This window comes from Pseudomonas sp. TH43, assembly GCF_016650635.1.
Classification (GTDB): Bacteria; Pseudomonadota; Gammaproteobacteria; order Pseudomonadales; family Pseudomonadaceae; genus Aquipseudomonas.
The window spans coordinates 1704100-1729828 of record NZ_JAEKFI010000004.1 but is presented as its reverse complement, the minus strand read 5'-3'; the positions used below and the strand labels follow the sequence as shown (position 1 = coordinate 1729828).

The 25729-nt window shown below is 60.0% G+C and carries 23 protein-coding genes; 11 read left to right on the top strand and 12 right to left on the bottom strand.

Going from position 1 to position 25729, the window contains the following annotated elements:
* Window positions 1-63: 63 nt before the first annotated feature.
* The 3 genes from JFT81_RS24275 to JFT81_RS24265 all read right to left on the bottom strand — a co-directional run bounded on the left by JFT81_RS24275 (window position 64) and on the right by JFT81_RS24265 (window position 2595).
* Window positions 64-834, bottom strand: coding sequence for a MetQ/NlpA family ABC transporter substrate-binding protein (locus JFT81_RS24275; protein ID WP_201148743.1), 771 nt, complete (start codon window positions 832-834; stop codon window positions 64-66).
* A gap of 79 nt (window positions 835-913) precedes the next feature.
* A complete protein-coding gene (locus JFT81_RS24270; RefSeq protein WP_201229605.1) occupies window positions 914-1588 on the bottom strand; it encodes a methionine ABC transporter permease in 675 nt (224 codons plus the stop codon).
* A complete protein-coding gene (locus JFT81_RS24265) occupies window positions 1588-2595 on the bottom strand; it encodes a methionine ABC transporter ATP-binding protein (protein WP_201229603.1) in 1008 nt (335 codons plus the stop codon). Before JFT81_RS24265 ends, JFT81_RS24270 begins: the two co-directional genes overlap by 1 nt.
* Before the next feature lie 230 nt (window positions 2596-2825).
* Here JFT81_RS24265 and katE point away from each other — a divergent pair, with 230 nt between their 5' ends.
* Window positions 2826-5000 (top strand): catalase HPII, encoded by a 2175-nt coding sequence (katE, locus tag JFT81_RS24260; RefSeq protein ID WP_347340491.1) that lies wholly within the window; start codon window positions 2826-2828, stop codon window positions 4998-5000.
* A gap of 76 nt (window positions 5001-5076) precedes the next feature.
* On the opposite strand, the gene JFT81_RS24255 is transcribed toward katE, so the two are convergent.
* From JFT81_RS24255 to JFT81_RS24240, 4 genes are read right to left on the bottom strand one after another with little or no spacing between them, the layout of a single operon-like run.
* Window positions 5077-5790, bottom strand: coding sequence for a PA5502 family lipoprotein (locus tag JFT81_RS24255; RefSeq protein ID WP_201229600.1), 714 nt, complete (start codon window positions 5788-5790; stop codon window positions 5077-5079).
* 37 nt (window positions 5791-5827) lie between these two features.
* Window positions 5828-6616 (bottom strand): zinc ABC transporter permease subunit ZnuB, encoded by a 789-nt coding sequence (znuB, locus tag JFT81_RS24250; RefSeq protein WP_201229599.1) that lies wholly within the window; start codon window positions 6614-6616, stop codon window positions 5828-5830.
* Entirely contained in the window at window positions 6609-7394 is a 786-nt protein-coding gene (gene znuC, locus JFT81_RS24245) for a zinc ABC transporter ATP-binding protein ZnuC (RefSeq protein WP_201229598.1), read from the bottom strand. Before znuC ends, znuB begins: the two co-directional genes overlap by 8 nt.
* On the bottom strand, window positions 7394-7876 hold the full coding sequence (locus tag JFT81_RS24240) for a Fur family transcriptional regulator (protein ID WP_166222181.1): 483 nt from the start codon (window positions 7874-7876) through the stop codon (window positions 7394-7396). The genes znuC and JFT81_RS24240 overlap by 1 nt, the downstream gene beginning before the upstream one ends.
* Window positions 7877-7942: 66 nt before the next feature.
* Here JFT81_RS24240 and JFT81_RS24235 point away from each other — a divergent pair, with 66 nt between their 5' ends.
* On the top strand, window positions 7943-8863 hold the full coding sequence (locus tag JFT81_RS24235) for a zinc ABC transporter substrate-binding protein (RefSeq protein ID WP_201229597.1): 921 nt from the start codon (window positions 7943-7945) through the stop codon (window positions 8861-8863).
* Window positions 8864-8952: 89 nt separating this feature from the next.
* Here the strand turns inward: JFT81_RS24235 and JFT81_RS24230 are convergent, their stop codons facing one another.
* The gene (locus JFT81_RS24230; RefSeq protein WP_201229592.1) at window positions 8953-9906 is read right to left on the bottom strand and encodes a homoserine kinase; all 954 of its coding nucleotides are present in this window, start codon (window positions 9904-9906) and stop codon (window positions 8953-8955) included.
* A gap of 60 nt (window positions 9907-9966) precedes the next feature.
* Complete coding sequence (locus tag JFT81_RS24225; protein ID WP_122593142.1) at window positions 9967-10263, bottom strand: DUF2782 domain-containing protein; 297 nt, start codon at window positions 10261-10263, stop codon at window positions 9967-9969.
* A gap of 74 nt (window positions 10264-10337) precedes the next feature.
* On the opposite strand from JFT81_RS24225, the gene polA reads away from it, so the two are divergent.
* On the top strand, window positions 10338-13142 hold the full coding sequence (polA, locus tag JFT81_RS24220; RefSeq protein WP_201229591.1) for a DNA polymerase I: 2805 nt from the start codon (window positions 10338-10340) through the stop codon (window positions 13140-13142).
* A gap of 423 nt (window positions 13143-13565) precedes the next feature.
* Here the strand turns inward: polA and yihA are convergent, their stop codons facing one another.
* The gene (gene yihA, locus JFT81_RS24215) at window positions 13566-14210 is read right to left on the bottom strand and encodes a ribosome biogenesis GTP-binding protein YihA/YsxC (RefSeq protein WP_008081236.1); all 645 of its coding nucleotides are present in this window, start codon (window positions 14208-14210) and stop codon (window positions 13566-13568) included.
* A gap of 191 nt (window positions 14211-14401) precedes the next feature.
* On the opposite strand from yihA, the gene JFT81_RS24210 reads away from it, so the two are divergent.
* The 7 genes from JFT81_RS24210 (at window position 14402) to JFT81_RS24180 (ending at window position 21818) form a co-directional block, all read left to right on the top strand.
* Window positions 14402-14692 (top strand): c-type cytochrome, encoded by a 291-nt coding sequence (locus tag JFT81_RS24210; RefSeq protein ID WP_201229590.1) that lies wholly within the window; start codon window positions 14402-14404, stop codon window positions 14690-14692.
* 43 nt (window positions 14693-14735) lie between these two features.
* The gene (locus JFT81_RS24205; RefSeq protein ID WP_095113107.1) at window positions 14736-15347 is read left to right on the top strand and encodes a c-type cytochrome; all 612 of its coding nucleotides are present in this window, start codon (window positions 14736-14738) and stop codon (window positions 15345-15347) included.
* A gap of 266 nt (window positions 15348-15613) precedes the next feature.
* Window positions 15614-16255 carry a thiol:disulfide interchange protein DsbA/DsbL gene (locus tag JFT81_RS24200; RefSeq protein WP_201229589.1) on the top strand — a complete coding sequence of 214 codons (642 nt, stop codon included), beginning with the start codon at window positions 15614-15616 and terminating at the stop codon, window positions 16253-16255.
* Window positions 16256-16269: 14 nt separating this feature from the next.
* Window positions 16270-17148 (top strand): endonuclease/exonuclease/phosphatase family protein, encoded by an 879-nt coding sequence (locus JFT81_RS24195; protein ID WP_201229588.1) that lies wholly within the window; start codon window positions 16270-16272, stop codon window positions 17146-17148.
* Window positions 17145-19244: a GGDEF domain-containing protein gene (locus JFT81_RS24190; RefSeq protein ID WP_201229580.1), complete on the top strand. Its 2100-nt coding sequence runs from the start codon at window positions 17145-17147 to the stop codon at window positions 19242-19244. Before JFT81_RS24195 ends, JFT81_RS24190 begins: the two co-directional genes overlap by 4 nt.
* A gap of 101 nt (window positions 19245-19345) precedes the next feature.
* The gene (locus JFT81_RS24185; protein ID WP_201148756.1) at window positions 19346-20128 is read left to right on the top strand and encodes an N-acetylmuramoyl-L-alanine amidase; all 783 of its coding nucleotides are present in this window, start codon (window positions 19346-19348) and stop codon (window positions 20126-20128) included.
* 73 nt (window positions 20129-20201) lie between these two features.
* Window positions 20202-21818: an EAL domain-containing protein gene (locus JFT81_RS24180; protein WP_201229578.1), complete on the top strand. Its 1617-nt coding sequence runs from the start codon at window positions 20202-20204 to the stop codon at window positions 21816-21818.
* A 48-nt stretch (window positions 21819-21866) separates the two neighbouring features.
* Here JFT81_RS24180 and JFT81_RS24175 read toward each other — a convergent pair whose 3' ends face one another.
* Both JFT81_RS24175 and algB read right to left on the bottom strand, forming a co-directional pair.
* On the bottom strand, window positions 21867-23657 hold the full coding sequence (locus JFT81_RS24175; RefSeq protein WP_201229574.1) for a KinB sensor domain-containing domain: 1791 nt from the start codon (window positions 23655-23657) through the stop codon (window positions 21867-21869).
* 10 nt (window positions 23658-23667) lie between these two features.
* Window positions 23668-25014, bottom strand: coding sequence for a sigma-54-dependent response regulator transcription factor AlgB (gene algB / locus JFT81_RS24170; protein WP_201148757.1), 1347 nt, complete (start codon window positions 25012-25014; stop codon window positions 23668-23670).
* Between the two features lie 427 nt (window positions 25015-25441).
* On the opposite strand from algB, the gene JFT81_RS24165 reads away from it, so the two are divergent.
* Window positions 25442-25726 carry a hypothetical protein gene (locus JFT81_RS24165; RefSeq protein WP_201199309.1) on the top strand — a complete coding sequence of 95 codons (285 nt, stop codon included), beginning with the start codon at window positions 25442-25444 and terminating at the stop codon, window positions 25724-25726.
* Window positions 25727-25729 lie beyond the last annotated feature (3 nt).

Below are 25729 nucleotides of genomic sequence, written 5' to 3'. Positions count from 1 at the left end.
CAAACACCAGGCACAAAAAAGGGGACGCACTTGGCGTCCCCTTTTTCGTTGCAACGACCTGAATCAGAACGCCGGCAATACCGCGCCTTTGTACTTCTCGGTGATGAATTGCTTCACTTCCGGGCTGTGCAGGGCGGCGGCCAGTTTCTTCATCGCGTCGCTGTCCTTGTTGTCCTCGCGGGACACCAGGATGTTCACGTACGGCGAATCATTGCCTTCGATCACCAGCGCATCCTTGGACGGATCGAGTTTGGCTTCCAGCGCGTAATTGGTGTTGATCAGCGCCAGGTCAACCTGAGTCAGCACGCGCGGGATGGTCGCGGCTTCCAGTTCACGGATTTTCAGGTCTTTCGGGTTCTGCGCGATGTCTTTGACGGTCGACAGGATGTTTTTCGGATCCTTCAAGGTGATCACGCCTGCCTTGGCCAGCAGCAACAGCGCACGGCCGCCGTTGGTGGCATCGTTCGGGATCACCACGTTGGCGCCGCTTGGCAGGTCCTTCAGATCCTTGATCTTGCTGGAGTAGGCGCCCAGTGGCTCGAGGTGCACACCGGTCACGGCAACCAGGTGGGTGCCCTTGGCCTTGTTGAACTCATCGAGGTACGGCTGGTGCTGGAAGAAGTTGGCGTCCAGACGCTTTTCGGCGACCTGTACGTTTGGCTGAATGTAGTCGGTGAAGACCTTGACCTTCAGATCCACGCCTTCTTTGGCCAGTGCCGGCTTCACGAATTCGAGGATTTCCGCATGCGGCACTGGGGAGGCGGCAACGGTCAGGGTTTCGGCGTGGGCCGAGAATGCTGCAACGGCAGCAATAGCAGCGATCAGTTTTTTCATTCAGCTAACTCCTTTTCAAAGCGCCCGTTCCGGCGCCTGCCAGCGAATGGCCGGCTCATCTCTAAGTTACAAAAACCGGTTATTTGCGCGAGAAGTGTACGACCAGTCGATCACCGACCATCTGCAACACTTGCACCAGAATCAGCAGCAACACCACGGTGACGATCATCACGTCAGTCTGGAAACGCTGGTAGCCGAAGCGGATCGCCAGGTCACCCAGGCCACCGGCGCCAACCACACCGGCCATCGCCGTGTAGGAAACCAGTGTAATAGCCGTCACCGTAATCGCTGCGAAGATGCCCGGACGGGCCTCTGGCAGCAAAGCGTTCATGATGATCTGCCGCGTGGTCGCGCCCATCGATTGAGTCGCTTCGATAATGCCGCGATCGACTTCACGCAGCGCGGTTTCCACCAGACGCGCGAAGAACGGTGTTGCACCCACGACCAATGGCGGAATCGCGCCAGCCACGCCCAGCGACGTGCCTGTGATCAGCACGGTGAACGGGATCATCACGATCAACAGAATAATGAACGGCAGCGAACGCAGGATGTTCACCGCCAGCGACATGAACGCGTAGAAGCCACGGTTTTCCAGCAACTGACGCGGGCTGCAAAGGAACAGCAACACGCCCAGCGGCAGGCCCAGCAGGATGGTGAACAGCAGCGAACCGCCGAGCATCAGCAGGGTGTCGCCGGTGGCCAGCCAGATTTCGTACCAGTCGATATTGGTGAAGAAACTGATCAGGTCTTCCATTAGCGCAATACCTCCATGTGAACGTCAGCGGCGGTGAAGCGGGCGAAGGCCGCTTCCATGTCGCCACCGGTGACGGCGAGGGTCAATTGCCCGTAAGGAATGTCTTTGATGCGGTCGATACGACCGGCAAGGATGCTGTAGTCGACACCGGTTTCCCGGGCGACGGTACCGAGCAACGGCGCGTAGGTCGCTTCGCCCTGGAAGGTCAGACGCACGATGCGTCCCGGCACGTGAGCGAAGTCATCACGCTGCTCGCTTTCGTCGATCTGCTCGCTTTCCTGAACGAAACGCTTGGTGGTCGGGTGCTGCGGATGCAGGAACACATCGGCCACCGAACCCTGCTCGACGATCACGCCGGCGTCCATCACCGCCACCTGATCACACACGCGACGGATCACATCCATCTCGTGGGTGATCAGCACGATGGTCAGTTTCAGCTCACGGTTGATCTCGGCCAGTAATTGCAGAACCGATGCCGTGGTCTGCGGATCGAGGGCACTGGTGGCCTCGTCGCACAGCAGAATCTTGGGTTTGGTTGCCAGGGCGCGGGCGATGCCGACGCGCTGCTTCTGGCCGCCGGACAATTGCGCCGGGTACTTTTTCGCGTGGTCGGACAGACCGACGCGCTTGAGCAACTCGGCGACGCGCTTATCAATGTCGCTGCTCGACAGCTGGCCTGCCAGGGTCAGCGGCAACGCAACGTTGTCGGCCACGGTCTTCGAAGCGAGGAGGTTGAAGTGCTGGAAGATCATCCCGACTTGCTGGCGGAAACGGCGCAGGCCGTTGGCGTCCAGCGCAGTGACCTCTTCATCGTCGACGAAGATCTTGCCGCCGCTGGAGTCTTCCAGGCGATTGATCAGACGCAGCAGGGTACTTTTTCCCGCACCGGAATGGCCGATCAGGCCGAAGACCTGACCGTTCTCGATCGAGAGGCTGGTCGGGTGCAGGGCGGGTATGTCCTTACCGGCGACGCGGTAAGTTTTGTGGACGTTTTGAAACTCGATCACGTAGCGAACCTTGTGGGGCGCGTTAGAAAAGGATCAGCGGTTAGCCGGGCGCGCATTTTAGCCTGTCCGTATAGAGGTTCTTAGCATTTATTTCTCATTTAACCTTCGATTTGGCAATAACAAGATCAAAGGTCATAAAAAAGGAACGCCCCGAGCGCCTCATCAGTCACTAGGTAAGCGACTTGAAAACCCTGGGTGCCGTGCCCGGGAACCACTCAAGAGTCCCCGGCATACATCGGGGTCAACCGAGGAGTTTACGACTGATGAGCAGCAAGAAACCTACGACCGACAAAAGCCAGATGGCCGGTACCGATACCCCGGATCGCGCCAACACCAACGCCAAACTCGATAGCCTGGAAAAATTCCGCTCCGACGCCACCGGCCAGGCCCTGCGCACCAACCAGGGTGTGAAGATCGCCGACAACCAGAACACCCTCAAGGTGGGCGCCCGCGGCCCATCGCTGCTGGAAGACTTCATCATGCGTGAAAAAATCACGCACTTTGACCACGAGCGGATTCCCGAGCGCATCGTCCACGCTCGCGGCACCGGCGCGCATGGTTTCTTTCAGGCTTACGAGAACCACGCAGCGCTGACCAAGGCTGGGTTCCTGCAGGATCCGGGGAAAAAGACGCCGGTATTCGTACGCTTTTCCACTGTGCAGGGCCCACGCGGCTCCGGTGACACCGTACGTGACGTGCGCGGTTTTGCCGTGAAATTCTTCACCGACGAAGGCAACTTCGATCTGGTCGGCAACAATATGCCGGTGTTCTTCATTCAGGACGCGATCAAGTTCCCCGACTTCGTTCACGCGGTGAAACCCGAGCCGCACAACGAAATCCCGACTGGCGGTTCCGCCCACGATACCTTCTGGGATTTCGTCTCCCTGGTGCCGGAATCGGCTCACATGGTTATCTGGGCGATGTCCGACCGGGCAATCCCGAAAAGCTTGCGCAGCATGCAAGGCTTCGGCGTACACACCTTCCGGCTGGTCAACGCCGAGGGCAAATCGCGCTTCGTCAAATTCCACTGGCGCCCTACCGCCGGCACTTGCTCGCTGGTGTGGGACGAGGCGCAGAAGCTCGCCGGTAAAGACACCGACTACCACCGTCGCGATCTCTGGGAAGCCATCGAGATGGGCGACTACCCGGAATGGGAACTGGGTGTGCAAATCATCGAAGAGGAAAACGAGCACGACTTCGATTTCGACATCCTCGACCCGACCAAGCTGATCCCCGAAGAAATCGTGCCGATCACGCCGCTGGGCAAAATGACGCTGAACCGCAACCCGGACAACTTCTTTGCCGAGACCGAACAGGTTGCGTTCTGCCCTGGCCACATCGTGCCAGGCATCGATTTCTCTAACGACCCGCTGCTGCAAGGTCGGCTGTTTTCCTACACCGACACGCAAATCAGCCGCCTCGGCGGGCCGAATTTCCATGAGCTGCCAATCAACCGGCCGGTGGCGCCGTTCCATAACGGCCAGCGCGATGCCCAGCACCGCACGGTGATCGACAAGGGTCGTGCGTCTTATGAGCCGAACTCGATTGACGGCGGCTGGCCGAAAGAAACGCCGCCAGCCGCGCAGGACGGAGGTTTCGAGACGTATCCGGAGCGCATCGACGCCGCCAAGATCCGCCAGCGCAGCGAGTCGTTCAGCGATCACTTCTCCCAGGCGCGGCTGTTCTTCAACAGCATGAGTGCGCATGAAAAAGAGCACATCATCGCCGCCTACAGCTTCGAGCTGGGCAAGGTTGAACGCGAGTTCATCCGTGCGAGGGAAGTGAACGAGATTCTCGCCAACATTGATCTGGAACTGGCCAAGCGTGTGGCGGCCAACCTGGGTCTGCCGGCACCAACAAAAGGCACTGTTGAAGCGCGCAAAACATCGTTCGACAACTCCCCAGCGCTGAGCCAGGCCAATCTGCTGCCGGAAAACATCAAAACCCGAAAAGTGGCGATTCTTGCCGCCAACGGCGTCGATGGTGCGGCGATTGATGCGATGAAGAAGGCCTTGGCGGCTGAAGGCGCGCATGCCAAGTTGCTGGGGCCGACTTCGGCGCCGGTTAAAACGGCGGATGGCAAAAGCCTGCCCGTAGACGCTTCGATGGAAGGCATGCCGTCGGTGATTTTCGATGCGGTATTCGTGCCGGGTGGTGCGGCGTCGATCAAAGCACTAAGCGGTGACGGCGTGGCTCTGCATTACGTGCTGGAGGCGTACAAGCATCTGAAGGCGATTGCGTTGCAGGGTGAGGCGAAGCAGTTGCTGGATGTGTTGAAGCTGGAGAAGGATGCGGGGCTGCTGGAGGGCAAGGATGTTGGTGCGTTGACCAAACCATTCTTTGCCGCGATCGGGCAGCATCGTGTTTGGGATCGGGAGCCTAAGGCGAAAGCCATCCCGGCCTAAAGGATGCCTTCGGGGGCAAGCCTTGCTCCTACAAGATCACACTCAATTGTAGGAGCAGAGCTTGCTCGCGAAGCTTTTAGGGTTTACGCGGACTCAAAACCATCTGCGCCGGCACGGTGCGTACGGTCTGCTTCTCAATCTGCAGATCAAAATCCGGGTTCAGTTTCTTCACACGCTTGGTCAGCAGCGTCGACAACCACGGATAATCATTCGTGCGCGGCGCCTGAATCGTCACGGCACACTCGTAATTCACCACATCGGCGGCAATCGCATCCAATTGCCGACGAAGTTTGCGGCTATCGGTGATGTTCAGCGCAACCGTGGTGCTTTCCGCGGTCGGATCGATCACCTTGGCTTTCGGCTTGGCTTCCGCTGCCAGCAACGCCGCTTCAGCCTTTTCCAGCTCAGCCTTGCGCGCTTCAGTGATGGCGCCATTGACGCCACCGGTCAGCGCCGGCGCTTTCGGCATCAACGCGCGAGCCCGGCTCAACGCTGTGGCGGCGGCGTTCACATCACCCTTCTGCAGCACGATCTGGCTGCGACGCAGATACGCTTCGGCAAGCTGCCGCTGGTATTGCTCAAGGGATTGATCGTTAGGGGTTTCTTTCTGCAAAGCGGCCAATTGGTCTTCGGCAGTGGCCAGTTCGCTGCTGGCCAGGCTTTGCTCCAGCTGTGCGATGGCCGTAGCTCGCGCATCGGGGGCTTCGGCCACCGGCGGCGTGCTTTGGCAGGCGCCCAGCAGCACGGAAAATGCGACAAGGAGCAGATAACGGGAGGCGAACGGCTTCATTCCTGCGACTCTCTAATTGCGCAAAAAGCGAGCAAGTCTACACCCCTCGACGGGGCAGAACAAAACTCAGCAGAAACAGTGCGGCCGCCGTCACAACGATTGACGGGCCGGCCGGGGTGTCCTTGAACCACGACAACGCCAGCCCGCCACACACGGCGAGCATGCCCAGCAGGCTCGCGCCCACTGCCATCTGCTCTGGCGAACGGGCGTGACGCTGTGCCGCAGCCGCCGGGATGATCAACAGCGAAGTAATCAGCAAAACCCCGACGATTTTCATCGCCACAGCGATCACCACCGCAATCAACAGCATCAGCGCCATGCGTAGCCCCGCCACCGGCAGGCCTTCGACTTTGGCCAACTCTTCATGCACAGTGACCGCCAGCAATGGCCGCCACAGCGTCACCAGCAACACCAGCACCGCCGCGCTGCCGCCGAGGATCCACGCCAGGTCGGTCGGGCTGATCGCCAGCAGGTCACCGAACAGATAGGCCATCAGGTCGATCCGCACTTCATGCATGAAGCTTAGTACTACCAGCCCGAGCGAGAGCGTGCTCGGTGCGAGAATTCCCAAAAGCGTGTCGGACGCTAGCGGTTGGCGCTGTTGCAGCGTTACCAGCAGCACCGCCAGCAGCAGGCAGCCGACTGTTACCGCGACCGTCGGGCTGACATCCAGCAGAAAACCCAATGCTACGCCGAGCAATGCCGCGTGGGACAGCGTGTCGCCGAAATAGGCCATGCGCCGCCAGACCACGAACGAACCCAGCGGACCTGCAACGATCGCCAACGCCAGACCTGCAAGCAGGGCATACAACAGAAAATCAGCCATGCTTGCAGTTGTCTCCATGAACGTGAGGTTGGCCAGTAACCGGCCCTTTGACCACCGAACCGTGCAGATCGTGAGCGTGGTCGTGATGGTGGTGATAGACCGCCAGGCTCTGCGCGTTCTTGCCGAACAGCTCGACAAACGCCGGATCGCCGCTGACCTGCTCGGGATGCCCGGAGCAGCAGACGTGACGGTTGAGGCAGACCACCTGATCGGTGGTGCTCATCACCAGATGCAAATCGTGGGACACCATCAACACGCCGCAGCCATGACGGTCGCGCAGACGGGTGATCAGGCTGTACAACTCGGCCTGGCCGGCAACATCGACGCCTTGTACCGGCTCATCGAGTACCAGCAATTCCGGCTCGCGCAGCAATGCCCGAGCGAGCAGCACCCGCTGCATTTCACCGCCGGAAACGCTTTGCACCGGGCTGTCGATAACGTGTTCGGCGCCAACTTCCTTCAACGCGGCCAGCGCACGCGGACGGTCAACGCCCGGCACCAGGCGCAAAAAGCGCAGCACCGACAGCGGCAAGGTCGGATCGACGTGGAGTTTTTGCGGCATGTAGCCGACGCGCAGTTTCGGCTTGCGCCAGACGCTGCCGCTGTCCGGTTTCAGCAGCCCGAGCACGGCGCGCACCAGCGTGGTCTTGCCAGCGCCGTTGGGCCCGATCAGGGTGACGATCTGTCCCGGCTCGACGCTCAGCTCGATGTTGTCCAGCACGGTCTGCCCGGCAAACGTGACGGCGACCTGTTCCAGACGGATCAGCGCGTTGCTCATCAAGCCCCCTGGCAACCGGAGCACAGCCCGACGACTTCGACGGTCTGCGCTTCGACGATGAAACCGACATCCCTGGCGCTGTTGATGATCGCGTCGCTGATCACTTTTTGCTCAAGTTCGATCGCGGCGTGGCAATCACGGCAGATCAGGAACTGGCCCTGATGCGCATGCTCCGGATGCACACAGCCAACGAAGGCGTTGAGCGAGGAGATGCGGTGCACCAGGCCGTTTTCGAGCAGAAAATCGAGCGCCCGATAGACGGTTGGCGGCGCGGCACGACGGCCGTCCTGCTCGCTCAGCACGGCGAGAATGTCGTAGGCGCCCAGCGGTTTGTGGCTCTGCCAGACCAATTCCAGCACCCGGCGGCGCAAGGCAGTCAGGCGCAAGCCTTTCTGGGCGCACAAGGTATCGGCCTCGGACAAAGCGCTGTGCACGCAATGAGAGTGGTCGTGGGGACGGCTGGCAATCGGTGTGATAGGCATGGGCGGCGACGAGTTTTGATAGAGACGTTATTATGTTACCCGTTCTCGCCTCCTTGAGTGGTCATCGTGTCCCGACTTTTTTCTGTTTTTGTGGCTTTTGTCGCCAGTTTTCTGTTGATCGGTTCGGCTCAGGCCGAGGTCAAAGTCCTCACCAGCATCAAACCGTTGCAGCTGATTGCAGCGGCGGTGCAGGACGGCGTGGCGATCCCTGAAGTGTTATTGCCGCCGGGTGCGTCGCCGCATAACTATGCTCTGCGGCCATCCGACGTACGGAAGGTGCAGTCGGTGGATCTGCTCTACTGGATCGGCCCGGACATGGAAGGTTTCCTGCCGCGCGTGCTCAACGGTCGGACGTTGCCAAGCGTGGCGGTGCAGGATCTGCCGGGGATGAAGTTGCGTCGTTTCGCTGAAGACAGCCATTCCCACGCCGAAGACGCCGACGAACATGATCACGATCACCGTCCGGGCACACTGGACGCACATTTGTGGTTATCGCCGGTCAATGCGCGGGTGATCGCCGACAAGATGGCCGCAGACCTCAGCGCTGCCGACCCGGCGAATGCCGAACGCTATCAGAGCAATGCCAAGGCTTTCGACGAGCGTCTGGATGCACTGGATGTGCGTTTGAAAAAGCGTCTGGCAGGCGTTGAAGGCAAGCCGTACTTCGTTTTTCACGAAGCGTTCGATTACTTTGAAGAGGCTTACGGCCTGAAGCACACCGGGGTGTTCAGCGTGGCAGCCGAAGTGCAGCCGGGCGCGCAGCACGTGGCGGCGATGCGCAAGCGTTTGCAGGAAGTGGGCAAGACCTGTGTGTTCAGTGAGCCGCCGTTGCGTCCGCGTTTGGCGGAGACTTTGGTGGCGGGCCTGCCAGTGAAACTGGCTGAGCTGGATGCGTTGGGCGGCTATACGCCGGCGACGGCTCAGGGTTATGAGCAGGTGCTGGAGAAGTTGGGTAACGACCTGGCGGGATGCCTGGAATCGTTGTAACTCTAGCGCCGGCGTTGACCCATTCGCGAGCAAGCTTTGCTCCTACAGAACCAATGAACCTGTAGGAGCAAAGCTTGCTCGCGATGCTTTTAAAGGGCGAACGGTAGCGGTGTATTGACCTGCTGCCGCTGCGCCAGGCGCTGCTCAAACTCCTGTGGATCGTGAATCAACACGTCCTGCCCGGCAAACTGCTCCGCCGCAATCAACCGCGACAGCCAGAACCGCACACACGCCACGCGCAGCATCGTCGGCCACAACTCAGCCTCCGCCGCCGTGAACGGCCGCAGCGCCGCATAAGCGCCGAGGAATGCCCGGGCACGCGGCCCATCGATCAAACCTTCTTCGTCCGAACACCAGTCGTTCAAGGCAATCGCCACGTCGTACAGCATCGGCCCCGAGCAGGCGTTGTAGAAGTCGATCAACCCGGTCAGGTGCGTGCCTTCGAACATCGCGTTATCGCGAAACAGGTCGGCATGAATATTCGCCCGAGGCAGCGCGAGAATCTTGTCTTTGCGCTCGGTGATTTCATCCAGCGCTTTCTGCAGCAAGGCACGCGGCTCGTTGCTCAGGTGCGAAAGAAACTCGGTGCCCTCCTCCAGCATCCAGTCCAGGCCACGATCAGTCTTGCGCTTGATCATGCGCTCGCCCTGGGTCGCCAGGTGCAAATGCGCCTGCAACTCGCCGACCTGCGCGCAATGCTGGGCATTGGCGACTTTGATGTGCTTGCCAGACAGACGCGGTTGCAACAGCGCCGGTTTGCCCTTCAGCTCACGCAACGCCACGCCGTCGGTGGTGCGCAGCGCGTACGGCACCGGCAGATCGGCTTCGTGCAGCACGTCGAGCAGGTCGATGAAGAACGGCATCTCCTGCACCGGGCCGCGCTCGACCAGGGTCAGGACGAATTCGCCCTGCTCCAGGCTGATAAAGAAGTTGGTGTTTTCGCTGCCGGCGGCGATCCCCTGGAAATCAAGCAGACGGCCAAGCCCGTAAGGGGCGAGAAAGGTTTCCAGCTCGGGCCGAGCGAGGGGAGTGAACACAGACATGGTTAAAAACTGCTCAGTTCAGGCGTCGCTGTCAGCGACGCCGATTAAAAGTCGGGAAACTTACTTCCAGGTAAAGATTTCCCACGACGGAATCAGCATATCCGGCTGGTCGGATCGAATGTAGTTCGCGTCCGAGCCATCGGCGCGCACCAGGAAATAGGGTTTGCCACCCTTCGGTGTGACCTTGATCGCATAGACGAAGCCACTGCGGCTGTATTCCTGGATGACCTTGTCACCTTCCGTGTGCGTGTTGATAGTAACTTCCGGCTCCGAGGCGGGCGCATCATCCGCCGCCATCGCGGCCAACGGTGAGGCAGCAATCAGACCGACCAGCAGCAAGCGATTTAACGTACGCATGATAACCTTGTCCCTTTGTCGTCAACGGTCCCGCTATTCTAGCGCCGGACCCGCCGAAAAGGTTGATCCTGCTCATGAGCCAAGCCCCCCTCGTCCTGGTGGACGGTTCGTCTTACCTGTACCGCGCTTTCCACGCCCTGCCCCCGCTGACCACCTCCAAAGGCCTGCCGACCGGTGCGGTCAAAGGCGTGCTGAACATGCTCAAGAGTCTGCGCAAGCAGTACCCGGACAGCCCATTCGCCGTGGTGTTCGATGCCAAGGGCGGGACATTCCGCGATGAGATGTACGCCGAATACAAGGCCAACCGCCCAAGCATGCCCGACGACATGCGCGTGCAGATCGAGCCGCTGCACCAGAGCGTGATCGCCCTCGGCTTCCCGCTGCTGTGCGTGGAAGGCGTCGAGGCCGACGATGTGATCGGCACCCTCGCCCGCAGCAGCGCGGCGGCGGATCGCCCGGTGATCATCTCGACGGGCGACAAGGACATGGCGCAACTGGTCGACGGCCACATTACCTTGGTCAATACCATGTCCGGTAGCTCGATGGACGTGGACGGCGTGAAGGAGAAATTCGGCGTCGCACCCGAGCAGATCATCGATTATCTGGCGCTGATGGGCGATTCCTCCGACAACATTCCGGGCGTACCGGGCATCGGCCCGAAGACCGCTTCCGGCCTGTTGGTTGGCGTCAACGGCGGCCTCACCGAGCTGTACGCAAACCTCGATATCGTCCCGACCCTGCCGATTCGCGGTGCCAAGACCCTGCCGGCCAAGCTCGAAGAGCACAAGGAGATGGCGTTCCTCTCCTATCAACTGGCGACCATCAAGGTCGACGTGCCGCTGGACGTCGAACTCGACGACCTGCAAATGGGCGCGGAAGACCCGGCCAAGCTCTACGAGCTGTACACCCTGTTGGAATTCAAGAGCTGGATCAATGATCTGGATCGCGACGCCAAGCGTCTCGAACTGAGCGCTGCCGCTGCGCCTGCGCCTGCTGGCGATCTGTTCAGCGCGCCAGAAGCCGAAGCGCCTGCTGCCCCGGCTGAAGCCGCTTACGAAACCATCCTCGATCAGGCGCGTTTCGACGTCTGGCTGGAAAAGCTCAACAACGCCAAGCTGTTCGCCTTCGACACCGAAACCACCGGCATCGACGCGCAACAGGCGCAACTGGTCGGTCTGTCGTTTGCCGTGCAAGCCAACGAGGCCGCGTACATCCCGCTGACCCACTCCTACATCGGCGTGCCGGAGCAACTGGATCGCGACACCGTGCTGCGCGCGCTCAAGCCGATTCTGGAAGACCCGAGCAAGCTCAAGGTCGGCCAGCACGCCAAGTTCGACATGAATATTCTGGCCAACTGCGCCATTGGTGGCGACCAGAACAACGGCATCACCGTGCGCGGCATCGCCTTCGACACGATGCTTGAGTCCTACGTGCTCAACTCCACCGCCACCCGCCACGACATGGACAGCCTCGCGCAGAAGTACCTGGATCACACCACCGTGAGCTTCCAGGACATCGCCGGCAAAGGCGCCAAGCAGCTGACGTTCGACCAGATCGCGCTGGAGCAGGCCGGCCCTTATGCCGCCGAAGACGCCGACATTACCCTGCGCCTGCACCAGACGCTGTTCGAAAAACTCAGCGCCATCCCGAGTCTGGCCAGCGTGCTGACCGACATCGAAATCCCGCTGGTGCCGGTGCTGGCACGCATCGAACGCCAAGGTGCGTTTGTCGATGCCGAGCTGCTTGGCATTCAGAGCATCGAGCTGGGCAACAAGATGGTTGCGCTGGAGCGCGAAGCGTTCGAGATCGCCGGGGAAGAATTCAACCTTGGCTCGCCAAAACAACTGGGCGTGATTCTCTACGAGAAACTCGGTCTGCCGGTGCTGAAAAAAACCGCCAAAGGTCAGCCATCCACCGCTGAAGAAGTGTTGGCGAAGCTCGCTGAAGACGATCACCGTTTGCCCAAGGTGCTGATGGAGCACCGCTCGATGAGCAAGCTGAAAAGCACCTACACCGATCGCCTGCCGGAGCAGATCAACCCACGCACCGGGCGCATTCATACCTCGTACCATCAGGCCGTGGCGTCGACCGGTCGCTTGTCCTCCAGCGATCCGAACCTGCAGAACATTCCAGTGCGCACCGCTGAAGGCCGTCGTATCCGCCAGGCGTTCGTCGCACCGAAAGGCTACAAACTGCTGGCGGCGGACTATTCGCAGATCGAACTGCGGATCATGGCGCACCTGTCCAAGGACGAAGGCTTGATGAATGCCTTCCGCAACAACCTCGACGTGCACACCGCCACCGCTGCCGAAGTGTTCAAGGTCGAACTCAACGAGGTCACCTCCGACCAGCGTCGTGGCGCCAAAGCGATCAACTTCGGTCTGATTTACGGCATGGGCGCCCAGAAGCTCGGCAAGGACATCGGCGTCGACACCAAGACCGCCAAGGCTTACATCGATACTTACTTCGCCCGCTATCCGGGGGTTCGCGAGTACATGGATCGCACCCGCGCGCAGGCGGCGGATCAGGGTTATGTCGAGACCTTCTTCGGGCGTCGTCTGTACCTGCCGGAGATCAACTCGAACAAGCCACAAGAGCGCGCCGCCGCCGAGCGCACGGCGATCAACGCGCCGATGCAAGGCACCGCTGCCGACATCATCAAGAAAGCCATGGTCGCGGTGGATAACTGGCTGGCGACGTCAGGCCTGGACGCCAAAGTCATCCTGCAGGTGCACGATGAACTGGTGCTGGAGGTACGCGAGGATCTGGTCGAGCAGGTCAGCGCCGAGATTCGCCTGCACATGAGCGAGGCGGCGAAACTGGATGTGCCGCTGCTGGTCGAAGTGGGTGTGGGCAACAATTGGGATGAGGCTCACTGAGCCAGTTGATGTCGGTCGCCGCGACATAGCGTCGCGGCAGACCTGATAAATACTGCTTATTTCGAAAAGCGCTGGGGATTATTCCAAAGCTTTTTGAAAAAAATCTGAACTAATCTGGAAGGACACTACTCAGAGTTACTGAATGGCTGGTGAAGCCCTTCGATGCTCCTATGTTGTGTTAAGTGTTGGCAGATATCTGAACCCCGCCCTAGCGGTTCGGAACTTAAACCCCGGAATTTCTCCCTCCCCAATGAAATCCGGGGCTTTTTTTGCCCAAAATTTGTCTGTAGCGCGTTCATGCCGCGTTGAAAGCACAGCTCAAATGCTCATTTAGGTTCCCTAAAGTCGAGCGCGACCCCGGCCGCTTTTCACCGTGCTTTCGCCTTGCCTGAACACACTACAAACAAATTTCCATATCCCGATTTACTCGGCAGCCGCCTCGGCACCCTTGTCAGCCAGTTCCATCCAGCCGGCCAATACAGTGTAGGCCTCTTCCAGGCCCATGCGTTTTGGCGCCGAGAACAGCTGGATGGTGACCAGATCGCCCCAACCCTTGCGAATTTCCGACTGCACTTTGAGCAGGGTGTTCTTGGCTGCGCCGTAGGTCAGCTTGTCCGCTTTGGTCAGCAGGATGTGCATTGGCATGCCGGCGGCAACGGCCCAGTCGAGCATCAGCAGGTCGAAGTCGGTCATTGGATGACGGATGTCCATCATCAGAATCAAACCCTTCAAACTCTCGCGGCCACCGAGGTAAGCCTCAAGGTGACGCTGCCAGTGCATCTTCAACGGGATCGGTACTTTTGCGTAACCGTAGCCCGGCAGGTCGACCAGACGGCGATCTTCGTCTAGCTTGAAGAAGTTCAACAGCTGTGTGCGACCCGGGGTTTTCGAGGTCCGCGCAAGGCTGGCGTGAGTCAAAGTGTTCAGCGCGCTGGATTTGCCGGCGTTGGAACGACCGGCAAACGCCACTTCAAAGCCTTCGTCGTCAGGGCATTGATCGACTTTGGCGGCACTGAGCATGAATGTGGACTGTTGGCACAGGCCGAGGATGGGATTCTTGAGTTGCATGGGATTTCCGATGTGGGCGGCGCCGGGATTGGGCGCGGAACGCGGTGTCGCTTCCGTTTCAGTGACGCCAGTATATAATGCCGCAGATTTTGTGTGTGCTTTGTCCCAGCGTAGGATGAAGTTCACGAGAGCGACAAACCTTCATTGCGCATTAGAACGCAGAACGCTCTCAACCCTGAAAAGGTCGTTTTATGACGAAATGGCTGCTGGCTGCCGGAGTCTTGATGCCGCTTTACGGCGCACAGGCTACACAGGATCCGGAAGCTGTGTACAACCGTGTTTGTGGTGCCTGTCATTCCGGCCAACTCCCAACGGCGCCCGAAAGAGGCGATCAGGAAGCTTGGACGCCGAGGTTGGCGAAAGGTATGGGGACGCTGGTGCAACACGTGACCCAGGGTTTCAAGGCGATGCCGCCGCGTGGTTTGTGCATGGACTGCAGTGCCGAGGATTACCAAGCCATCATCCTTTGGATGAGCGAGTAAGCCCGGTCCATAACTTAACCCTTAGCCGTAGTTGGATTAGCTGATGAACAAATTGATCGTGAGTCTGCTGTTGACCGTGGGAATCTCAGGTTTCGCTCATGCTGCCGGTGATGCAGCAGCAGGCCAGGCGAAAGCCGCCGTATGCGGAGCCTGCCATGGCCCGGACGGAAACAGCATGGCGCCAAACTTTCCGAAACTGGCCGGGCAAGGTGAGCGCTACCTGACCAAGCAACTGCACGACATCAAGTCGGGCAAGCGCACTGTTCTGGAAATGACCGGCCTGCTGACCAACCTGAGCGATCAGGATCTGGCCGACATCGCCGCCTATTTCGCCAGCCAGAAAGGCAGCGTCGGCGCGGCTGATCCGAAGATCGTCGCTCGCGGTGAAGCCCTGTTCCGCGGCGGTAACCTGGCCAAGGGCCTGCCCGCCTGCACCGGCTGCCACTCGCCCAACGGCGCCGGCAACGCCGCCGCAGGCTTCCCGCATCTGGGTGGCCAACACGCTCAATACATCACCAAGCAGTTGACAGATTTCCGCAAGGAAGAAGGCGGCCGCACCAACGATGGCGACACCATGACCATGCAGACCATCGCCAAGCGCCTGAGCGACGAAGACATTGCTGCGGTCTCCAGCTACATTCAGGGTCTGCACTAAGCGCGCCGTATCGAGTGTTGAGCGAGGCTGACAATCAGAAGATCGCAGCCTCCGGCAGCGCCTACTGGCGGCTTGCGCGATCGAATACAGGAGCGGACATCTCCTGCAATGTTAACGCTCGATTAATCCGTCGCAGCAAGTATAAAAAGGGTGGCTTGGGCCGCCCTTTTTTGTGGCCGCTGCCGTTACACTACAGAACTCATGCCCGCCAGGGCCTGTCTGAAAACAGGTCGCGCGAGGCGAACAAAATTGTCCAGGAGTAAAGCATGCGTAATCTGATCATCAGCGCCGCTCTCGTCGCTGCCAGCCTGTTCGGCGTGACCGCTCAAGCCGCCGAAGCCCCTGCCGCCCCTTATGTCGAGTTGGCCAACCCGGTCCCGGTGGCAGAGCCTGGCAAGATCGAAGTGGTCGAGCTGTTCTGGTACGGCTGCCCGCACTGCTACGCCTTCGAACCCGTGATCAACCCTTGGGTTGAAAAACTGCCGTCCGACGTCAACTTCGTGCGTATTCCTGCCATGTTCGGCGGCCCGTGGGACGCTCACGGCCAGATGTTCCTGACCCTGGAAGCCATGGGGGTCGAGCACAAGGTTCACGCGGCAGTTTTCGAAGCGATCCAGAAACAACACAAACGCCTGACCGATCCACAGGAAATGGCTGAATTCCTGGCCACTCAAGGCGTGGATAAGGACAAGTTCCTGGCCACCTTCAACTCCTTCGCCATCAAGGGCCAGATTGTAAAAGCCAAAGAACTGGCCAAGAAGTATGAAATTTCCGGCGTTCCAACCATGATCGTCAACGGCAAGTACCGCTTCGACATCGGCTCCGCCGGTGGTGCAGAACAAGCGCTGAAACTGGCTGACGACCTGGTCGCCAAAGAGCGAGCGGCAACCAAGGCTGCTGCCAACTAAGCGCGGCAACTGCCATGCGCCGCTGGAAGTCTGAACGCGTCGTTGGCCTGCATGATCCGCAGGTCAACGAGCATCACCTGGCGTCCACGGGCCTGCCCGCAGACCATCGTCTGCGCTTGCTCAGTTTCAATATCCAGGTCGGCATCAGCACCGAGCGTTATCGGCATTACCTGACCCGCAGCTGGCAGCACTTGCTGCCGCACACCGGGCGTTCAGGCAATCTGCAAAAGATCGGTGACCTGCTGGGCGACTTCGATCTGGTCGCTCTGCAAGAAGCCGATGGCGGCAGCCTGCGCTCAGGCTACGTCAACCAAGTCGAACATCTGGCCCACCTCGGCGCCTTCCCGTACTGGTATCAACAACTCAATCGCAACCTCGGTCGACTGGCCCAGCACAGCAATGGCGTGCTCAGCCGCCTGAAACCGTGGGCGATCGAAGATCACCCGTTGCCCGGCCCGAAAGGTCGTGGGGCGATTCTGCTGCGTTTCGGCGAAGGCCCGGAAGCGCTGGTGGTCGTGATGATGCACCTGGCCCTCGGCGCGCGAACGCGCAGCCTGCAACTGGCCTACATTCGTGAGCTGATCGGTGGTTACAAACACCAAGTATTGATGGGCGACATGAACACCCATGCCAGCGATCTGCTACAACACTCACCGTTACGCGATCTCGGCCTGCTCGCCCCTCAACTGGAAGCGACATTTCCCAGCTGGCGCCCGCAGCGTTGCCTTGATCATATTCTGCTCAGCCCGACCCTGACCCTGGAAAGAGTCGAAGTGCTGGCACAACCCATTTCCGATCACCTGCCGGTCGCGGTAGAGATCCGTCTGCCGGGTTCGCTCACGGCCGATGCATTGCCCGCGATGAGTCCTGCCCCTCGCGGAACCCCTGAATGAGCGACGACGCCCAGCGCTGGAAAGAGAAATACCTCAAAAGCATCGAAAACCAGGACAAGCTCGAACGGCGTTGGGCCGCACGCCTGGACTTGCTGCGTCGCGGGCTGGTGCGCAGCACCCTGGCGGCTGAAGGCACTGACAAGGTGGTTGATCAGTGCATGAAAGAGATGCGCGACGTGGTGCGCACTGACGACATGGACGCCGGCCTCGCCGCACTGTTGCCACGCCTGGAAAAAGCCGTGCTCGACTCCGAGCAGCGTCGCGAAACCCGCATTGATCAGATGAGTACCGCGCTGACTTCGCTGGTCGCTCAGTTGCAGGCTTTGCCGTTGCCACGGGAAGTGGCGCAACCGCTGAAGAAATTCGCCAAACAACTGGATGGCCGCGTCGGCCAGGCGCGGGAAATGCCGCTGCTGCTGAGCGAACTCAGCGGCTTGCAGGGCAAGGCGTTGAGCCAGCTGGAGACGCCGGCGGAGCCGGAGCGTCCGGGACTGTTGCAGCGTCTGTTTGGCAGTCGAGAAAACGAGGAAACGCCTGCCCCAGTAACGGAGGCCCCCGCGCCAGCGCCGATAGCGCCAACCGCGCAAGCCCCGGTTGCCACGGAGCCCGAACTGCAACCCTCGCCACCGGCCCCCGTCGCGCTCACTGAGTCGGTGGTTACCGCGCCACCGATCAAGCAACCTGCGCCAGCGCTTGATACACCGACGCCACTCGCCGAGATCAAGCCGGAGCCGGACGTGGTCGCCTTCGTGCCGCCCACGGTTGTCAGCGAAACGGCCAGCGCCCCCGCTGCAACGCCAGCACCATCCCTCGAGGCCGAACTCGAGCCGGTTTTCGCTCAAGCTGAAACTCAGCCCTGGGCTCATGCCCCGACGCCGCTCACCACCGTCGCGATCAACCCCGACGAACTGATTCATCCCGGCGATCCGGCCCCGCTGATCCTCGACAGCCTGCCCCTGCCCGGGCCTATCGCACAGGCTTTGGCCGCTATCGATCCGGAACAGTCCGAGCACGACATTCTGTTCGCCCTGCCGGACTCCCCGGAGCCGTCCTACAGCTCCGTGGCCAAACACATCGAAGACACCCTGATCGGCCTGCTCGACGACCTGACCCTGCCCGAACGCCACCGACCGCAAGCCGAAGCGATGCGTGAACGGCTGCAACATGGTCTGAACTGGTACGAGTTGATCCCGATCCTCGACGATCTGGCAACTCTGATGCTGGCAATTACCGACAGTGGTCAGCACGAATTCGAAGTGTATTTGCAGCAACTCAACGAACGCCTCGAAACATTTCAGAGCAACCTGCAAGCGGCCAGCGATGGCCATGCCGACAATAGCTCGGCGGCGCGGGCGATGGACTCGCAGATCCGCGAACAAGTCGACGGTTTGCAGACCAGCATGCAGGAAGCGGCGGATCTGGAAGACCTCAAGCAAGTGCTGGAAAACCATCTGGAAGGCCTGCTCGGCACCATGGATCAGCACCAGAAACAGCGCGACGCCCGCGAACAGGAAGTCGCAGCGCGGCTCAAAGGCCTGTCCGAACGGGTGGCGCACATGGAACAGGAAGCCCAAGGCTTCCGCGAACACCTTGAAGTGCAACGCCAGAAAGCCCTGATCGATCCGCTCACCGGACTGCCCAATCGCGCCGCGTGGAGCGAACGCCTTGAGCACGAGATCAAGCAGTGGCAACAACACGGCAACACCCTGAGCCTGGCGATGCTCGATCTTGATCACTTCAAACGGATCAACGACAACTACGGTCATCTGGCCGGCGACAAGGTGTTGAAGATCATTGCCACCGTGCTGCGCAAACGCCTGCGCGGCTCAGACTTCATCGCCCGCTTCGGCGGCGAGGAGTTCGTCCTGCTGCTGCCAGCCACCCCGCCCGCGCTCGGCGCCAAGTTGCTGGAAACCCTGCGGGCGGCCATCGAAGCGTGCCCGTTCCACTTCAAGGGCGAGCGTGTAACGATCACCATCTCAATGGGACTGGCTTCGTTCAAACCCGGCGAACACAGCGATCTGGTGCTGAAAAGAGCCGATCAGGCGCTGTACCGGGCAAAAAATGCAGGACGCAATCGGGTCGAGCTGGGCTGAGCCAATTGTTCCATTTTGTTTAAATGCGCCCGCTGGCCGTCGAGACGCCAGGCAGTACGTTACACTGTTGCATTATCGTCTTCTGTGTACTGCCTTCTGCCATGAAATTCTTTGCCCTTCTCGCCTCCCTGCTCGTTCTCGCCGGTTGTGCCAGCGGTCCGCGCTACGACACCAGCCACCCTTCGGCCAATCACGACAGCCGCATCCAGTTCGTGATCGTGCATTACACCTCGGCTTCGCTGGAACGCTCGCTGCAACTGCTGACCCACGGCGAAGTCAGCAGCCACTACCTGATCGGCGACGACACGCGTGGCACCGTCTACAAACTGCTGGATGAAAACCAGCGGGCCTGGCACGCCGGCGAAAGCCAATGGCAAGGCCGCACCTGGCTCAACTCGAGCTCTATCGGCATCGAAATCGTCAATCCCGGCTTCAAGGACACCCCGACCGGGCGCCTGTGGTATCCGTACAGTGAGGCGCAGATTCAAGCACTGATCGCGCTGCTCAAGGACATCAGCAAGCGCAACGGCATCAGCCCCCGCCACATCATCGGTCACAGCGATATCGCCCCCCTGCGCAAACTCGATCCGGGACCGTTGTTCCCCTGGAAACGCCTTGCCGCTGAAGGACTCGGCATCTGGCCGAATGAACAAGCGGTGGCGCGTCAGCAAGCGCTGTTCAACAGCAGCGAACTGCCGAGCATCAGCTGGTTCCAGGCGCAGCTGGCACACCTGGGTTACGACACCCCGCAGACCGGCGAACTCGACGTCGCCACGCGACATGTTCTCGCCGCCTTTCAGATGCACTTCCGGCCCTCGCGCTTCGACGGCACGCCGGACGCGCAAACGGCAGCGCTGCTGCTGGTACTCAATCAGACAAAATAATGACGCCCGCCCGACGGTCAGGGCGAAATCGTGATCAGCAGCTATAACTCATTGGTAACTCTTCGGATATTCCATGATGGTTGCTACCCGAGAGACGCTGCGTAGCTGGTTTTATCGCCCCTGGTTTTTGGCGATGATCGCGGCTGTCCTCAGTGCCAGCCTGTTGATCGCCGGCGGTTTGTTTGTGGCGATGCGTCAGGTCGAACAAAGCGAGAGCCAGGAAATGAACGCGCAAGGCGAACGTTTCCTCGCTCGTCTTGAACAATTGTTCGGCCAGTTGCGCGAAAGTCTCGACGACCTCGAAGCCCAACCCTTACGCAGTTGTGACGATGAAATGATCGCCACCCTGCAACAAGTCACCTTCAACTATCGTTTCGTCTATGAAGCCGCTTATATGGACGCCTCGCGGATCTGTTCAAACCGTCCGCGTCAGGAAGGCTTATCGGTTGTCCGCGCGCCGGACATCAAAGGCCCGACTTACAGCTACTGGCTGAACACCACCACCGAACCCGATGAAAACCGCGCAGCGCTGATGCTCGGTCGGGGCAATTTTCGGGTGGCCACCTCGCGCGGCCATTTGACCGACATGGTCGATCTGTCGCCCGGCAGCAGCCTTTTAGTGGTGCTGGATCATGGCACCCGAGCCATCCCGGTATTGGGTACGGAACAGACCTGGCCACCCGCGGAACACTGGCCGCCGAAAAGCCACAACGCCTTGCAGGTCACGCATACCCGGTTGATCTACCGTATGCCCACCGACAACCCGGAATACCAATTGGTGCTGATCACGCCGCGCACTGGCATGCACATCCCCGCCATCTGGTGGTGGATGATCCCGGTTTGTCTGGTGGCCGGTGCCATCGTCGGTTTTCTCACCTTCCTGCTGGTGCGCCAGCGCCAGTCGCTGGATGCCGAACTCCACGGCGCGATCCGTCGCGGCGAATTGCAGGTGCTCTACCAACCAATCTTCGACCTCGACAGCCGCAACTGCGTCGGCGCCGAAGCCCTGCTGCGCTGGCGTCGCCCGGACGGTACGCTGACCAGCCCCGACCTGTTTATCCCGATGGCGGAAAACACCGGACAGATCCGTCAGATGACCGACTTCGTCCTCCAACGCTTGCTGGAGCAACTGGGCCAGCTACTGCGCGCCAATCCGCAGCTGTATATCTCGGTCAACCTCGCCGCTTGCGATGTGATGGTGCCGCGCATTGGCCAGGTCATGGCGCGGTTGCTGACGTTGCACCGGGTCGCGGCGCGACAGATTGCCTTTGAAGTCACCGAACGCGGTTTGATCGATGTAGTGGTCGCGCGGGAAAACCTGCAAGCGCTGCGCGATGTCGGCCATCAAGTACTCATTGACGACTTCGGCACCGGTTATTGCAGCCTCGCCTACCTGCAAACCCTGCCGGTCGACTGCCTGAAAATCGATAAAGCGTTCATCGACGCGCTCGGCCATGATGCCGCCAGCAGCGGCGTCGCTCCGCACATCATTCACATGGCGCAGGCACTGGATTTGAAGGTGATTGCCGAAGGCATCGAACTCGAATCGCAAGCTGAATTGCTCAGCAGTGAGGGCGTGAAGTTTGGTCAGGGCTGGTTGTTCGCCCATGCGCTGAGCGCGGTGCAGTTCATTGAACTGATCACCCGTGGCCGCCGCCTCGCGGCTCGGCGGCTGGACGACGAAGCCTAGGCTCTATACGAAACTCGCCAAGCGACGCTCAGGCCGTTTTGAGCCGACTTAAACGGCCAGCGCCATATAGAACTGCGTGCCCTGCCCCGGCCGCGAATAAACACCCATCCGCCCACCGTGCAGTTGGACGATTTCCTTGCACAGTGCCAAGCCAAGCCCGGCCCCGCCCTTTTTGCGCCCAACCTGCACGAACGGCTCGAAGATCCGCCCCTGCTGGCCATAGGCAATACCTTCGCCGTTGTCTTCAACGCTGATGATCACCCGCTCGCCGTGGCGCCGCGCCTGCAAACGGATCTGACCGTCGCGGGCGGTATGGCGCAGGGCGTTGTCGATCAAATTGTCGAGGACGCGGTCGAGCTGGGCCTGATCGGCCTGCAAACGCGGCAGCGGCCCCTGCACCTCGATGTCCAGGGCGATGCCTTTGTCCGCCGCCGACTCGGCAAAACGCGATTGCGCCTGTTCCAGCAAGTCTTCAATGGAGCACGGCGCCAGCGTGAGTTTCTGCAAACCGTTCTGATAACGCGAGAAGTTGAGCAAGTCGTTGATCAACTGCATCAGGCGCTGCATTTCCTCGTTCACCGTGTCGAGCAGATCGGCCTCGCGCGAATCCGCCGGAAACTTCGCCCGCTCACGAAACAGCCCGAAAGCCATGTGCATGCCGGTGACCGGCGTGCGCAGCTCGTGTGATGCGCGCAAGACGAACTCACTGCGCACGCGCTCGAAGGCGCGCTGCTCGGTTACGTCATGCAATACCATCACCGCACCCAGAATGTGGCCTTGGGTGTGGCTGACCGGTGTGAGGCTGTAAGTCAGCAGACGGGATTCGCCGTCGACCTCGATGCTCAAGTCTTCCGGTGCACGCTCAAGGGTGCCTCCACGCAGCACCAGTTGCAGTTGCGCATCCAGCTCCGGCCGCTGCAACGCCGTGCCCAAGCCCTGACCCAGCCGATCGTCGTCCCAACCTAACTGGCGCTGAGCCACGGGGTTGAGGTGCTCCAGATGCCCTTGGCGATCAATCATCAGCAGGCCATCGTCGATGCTGTCGAGCACAGCTTGCAACCGCTGCTGGCCGGCCAGCAGTTCGTCGACGTTGGTGGCCTGGTGTTCACGCAACGCTTCAGCCATGAGCCCGAAGCGACGCGACAACAGGTTTACTTCCATGGCCGAGGAAATCGGCAGGGTCACTTCATAGTTGCCCTGACCAATGTTATCGGCGGCCTTGGCCAACACTTCGATGGGCACACCGAAGCGCCGAGCGATGCCGTGGGCGGTAACGAAACCGATGATCAACACCGCCAGCCCCACCAACCCCAGCAAGCCGGCGACCAACAGCGCCCGATCACGCGCGTCGCGTTGTACCGCGTTGATGTTGTCCAGCGCGTGCTTGTGCTCGGTGATCAGGCCGTTGCGCAGGGTGTTGAAACGCTGCCTGAAGTTGGCGTCGTTGCTCATCGCTGTCGCCGGGTCGCGGGACAGGTCGAACGCTTCAAGAAAACTCAGGTAATCGGCCTTGGCCTGACTGAAACCGTACTGGCGACCATCACCCTGCTGTTCTTGGGCAATGCCTTCATCGAGCAGCTTGAAGTAATGCTGTTTGGACGCCTCGAACGCAACCGGGTCAGGTTTTTCGGCGAGCATGAGGATCAGTTGATCACCGAGTGTCTGCCGTAGCTTGAGCCCCAGATCGAGGGTGACAAAGTTGCTGCGCACCAGGGTTTCCTGCGAACCGGCCATCTGCATCACGCTGACCAACCCGAGCATCAGCCCGAGCAAGGCCACGGTGATCAATGCGGAGATACTCAGGAACAGCCGCGTGCGCAACTTCATCGCCAGTTTCATCGCCCGGCACTCACAGGTTGTACTGCTTGCGCTTGCGATAAAGGGTCGAGGCGTCGATGCCCAAGGTTTTTGCCGCTTGATCCAGCGTACCCGCCGTGGCGAGTACCGCGCCGATGTGAGCCTTCTCCAACTCGTCCAGACTTAGCGCTGCACCAACTCTTGGCGCATTGTTGGCCGGTTGCTCGGCCATGCCCAGATGGCTGATCTCCACACGCTCCTGCGGGCAAATGATGCTCGCGCGCTCGACCACGTTGCGCAGTTCACGAATGTTGCCCGGCCAGCGATAACCGAGCAGTGCTTCGCGCGCTTCATCACTGAAGCCCCGCGCCGGACGCGCATACTCTTTAACGAAGCGCGCAAGGAAGCGGTCGGCCAGATTAAGGATATCCTCGGCGCGCTCGCGAAGTGGCGGCAGATGCAGGGTGATGACGTTGAGGCGATAGAGCAGGTCTTCACGGAAACGACCGTCGCGCACCATGTCCTCGAGATTGAGGTTGGTCGCCGCCAGAATCCGCACATCGGCACGCCGAGTCACCGGATCCCCGACCCGTTCGTATTCCTTGTCTTGAATAAAACGCAGCAACTTAGGCTGCAACGTCAGGGGAAAATCGCCGATCTCGTCGAGAAACAGCGTACCGCCATCCGCCTGATTGACTCGCCCCAAGGTGCTTTCGCTGGCGCCGGTAAACGCACCGCGACTGTGGCCGAACAGCTCGCTCTCCATCAATTCCGCCGTCAGCGACGGGCAGTTGATGGTCACGCAGGATTTCTTCTCGCGCTTGCTCCAGCCGTGAATCGCCCGGGCCAGCTCGCCTTTACCGGTACCCGATTCGCCGAGGATAAGAATGTTGGCGTCAGTACCGGCCACTTGCCGCGCGGTTTCCAACACGACTTTCATCGCCGGGCTGTGAGAATCGAGACCGTCCTTGGGTTTACGGATCTCGCCTTCCAACGCTTCGAGACGCGCCGACAGTTGACGCACTTCCAGTTGCTTGGCGGTGGCCAGACGTAGCTGATCAGGGCTGCAAGGCTTGACCAGGTAATCAGCGGCGCCCGCCTGAATCGCGTCCACGGCGGTATCTACAGCCGAATGCGCGGTGACGATCACCACGCGCATCCACGGTGCCTGAATGCGCATCTGCGCCAGGACGTCGAGGCCGTTGTCTTCGCCCAGACGCAGGTCAAGAAAGCACAGATCAAAGACCTGACGTTGCAGCAGTGCGTCGGCCTGAGCCGCGCTGTTGGCAGTGGCCACCGTATAGCCTTCGTCTTCGAGGCAATAACGGAAGGTACGCAGGATGGCGGACTCATCGTCCACCAGCAGAATGCGGCCTTGATGCTCAGTGGCAGATTCCATTTTTCCTACGCTCCATAGTGATTGGTCTGAGGTTAGTCCCGGAAAAATCGGGCAAGTTGCATGGTTGATTCTGAACGAAGCCAGCCATAGGAGGGTAGCTCTCTCCTGCCATTACGGCCAATACGTTGATTTTGTTGGTTTTTTAAACAATCAGCGGTTTGCAGGGCTTTACCTGCGTACTTTTCTGACATCCGCGACCCGCTCTCAATTCCGTAAGAATCAAATCTGCTACGAAATAATCGTGCAATCCGCACGACCCTGTATGAGCCATCGTGCAGGATGCGTCGCGATCTATTTTTTGATCGATCGTAAGTAATTGATTTTATTGAATATTTTTCAATCAAAAAACTGGCATGCAGGCTGCAATAGCTTATTCAGCCCGGGCAGATCAGAACTGCCCCAACCGAATAAGAGTGAGGAACCCAGGATGACTCGCCAACGTGCCGCCCAAGTGCGTATCTCGCCACTGCTCATCCAGCAAAGTCTGTTTGGCGTACTTGCGCTGTTAATCACCCTGATCGCGTGCCAGCAATACCTGCGCTGGGAAAACAGCCAGCAGCCAGAGCCGCTGATCTCGGTCCAGCACAACACGCAAACGCACTTCAGCGCCGTCAGCAGCAGCCAGGCAGAAAGCCTCTCGATGCGCATGGTGGACGTCGATCAGGCGCAGCCACTGGATCAACTGCCACGTGAAGAACGCTGGGTCTTCTAATTG

Bases quoted from the DNA above. Each gene is read 5' to 3' on its own strand.
- JFT81_RS24255 (WP_201229600.1), bottom strand. From the start codon at position 5,790: ATGAAGCCGTTCGCCTCCCGTTATCTGCTCCTTGTCGCATTTTCCGTG.
- JFT81_RS24165 (WP_201199309.1), top strand. From the start codon at position 25,442: ATGACTCGCCAACGTGCCGCCCAAGTGCGTATCTCGCCACTGCTCATC.
- JFT81_RS24210 (WP_201229590.1), top strand. From the start codon at position 14,402: ATGACGAAATGGCTGCTGGCTGCCGGAGTCTTGATGCCGCTTTACGGC.
- algB (WP_201148757.1), bottom strand. From the start codon at position 25,014: ATGGAATCTGCCACTGAGCATCAAGGCCGCATTCTGCTGGTGGACGAT.
- JFT81_RS24230 (WP_201229592.1), bottom strand. From the start codon at position 9,906: ATGTCTGTGTTCACTCCCCTCGCTCGGCCCGAGCTGGAAACCTTTCTC.
- yihA (WP_008081236.1), bottom strand. From the start codon at position 14,210: ATGCAACTCAAGAATCCCATCCTCGGCCTGTGCCAACAGTCCACATTC.
- JFT81_RS24195 (WP_201229588.1), top strand. From the start codon at position 16,270: ATGCGCCGCTGGAAGTCTGAACGCGTCGTTGGCCTGCATGATCCGCAG.
- znuB (WP_201229599.1), bottom strand. From the start codon at position 6,616: ATGGCTGATTTTCTGTTGTATGCCCTGCTTGCAGGTCTGGCGTTGGCG.
- JFT81_RS24275 (WP_201148743.1), bottom strand. From the start codon at position 834: ATGAAAAAACTGATCGCTGCTATTGCTGCCGTTGCAGCATTCTCGGCC.
- JFT81_RS24200 (WP_201229589.1), top strand. From the start codon at position 15,614: ATGCGTAATCTGATCATCAGCGCCGCTCTCGTCGCTGCCAGCCTGTTC.
- JFT81_RS24180 (WP_201229578.1), top strand. From the start codon at position 20,202: ATGATGGTTGCTACCCGAGAGACGCTGCGTAGCTGGTTTTATCGCCCC.
- znuC (WP_201229598.1), bottom strand. From the start codon at position 7,394: ATGAGCAACGCGCTGATCCGTCTGGAACAGGTCGCCGTCACGTTTGCC.
- JFT81_RS24175 (WP_201229574.1), bottom strand. From the start codon at position 23,657: ATGAAACTGGCGATGAAGTTGCGCACGCGGCTGTTCCTGAGTATCTCC.
- JFT81_RS24185 (WP_201148756.1), top strand. From the start codon at position 19,346: ATGAAATTCTTTGCCCTTCTCGCCTCCCTGCTCGTTCTCGCCGGTTGT.
- JFT81_RS24190 (WP_201229580.1), top strand. From the start codon at position 17,145: ATGAGCGACGACGCCCAGCGCTGGAAAGAGAAATACCTCAAAAGCATC.
- JFT81_RS24240 (WP_166222181.1), bottom strand. From the start codon at position 7,876: ATGCCTATCACACCGATTGCCAGCCGTCCCCACGACCACTCTCATTGC.
- JFT81_RS24205 (WP_095113107.1), top strand. From the start codon at position 14,736: ATGAACAAATTGATCGTGAGTCTGCTGTTGACCGTGGGAATCTCAGGT.
- JFT81_RS24270 (WP_201229605.1), bottom strand. From the start codon at position 1,588: ATGGAAGACCTGATCAGTTTCTTCACCAATATCGACTGGTACGAAATC.
- polA (WP_201229591.1), top strand. From the start codon at position 10,338: ATGAGCCAAGCCCCCCTCGTCCTGGTGGACGGTTCGTCTTACCTGTAC.
- JFT81_RS24225 (WP_122593142.1), bottom strand. From the start codon at position 10,263: ATGCGTACGTTAAATCGCTTGCTGCTGGTCGGTCTGATTGCTGCCTCA.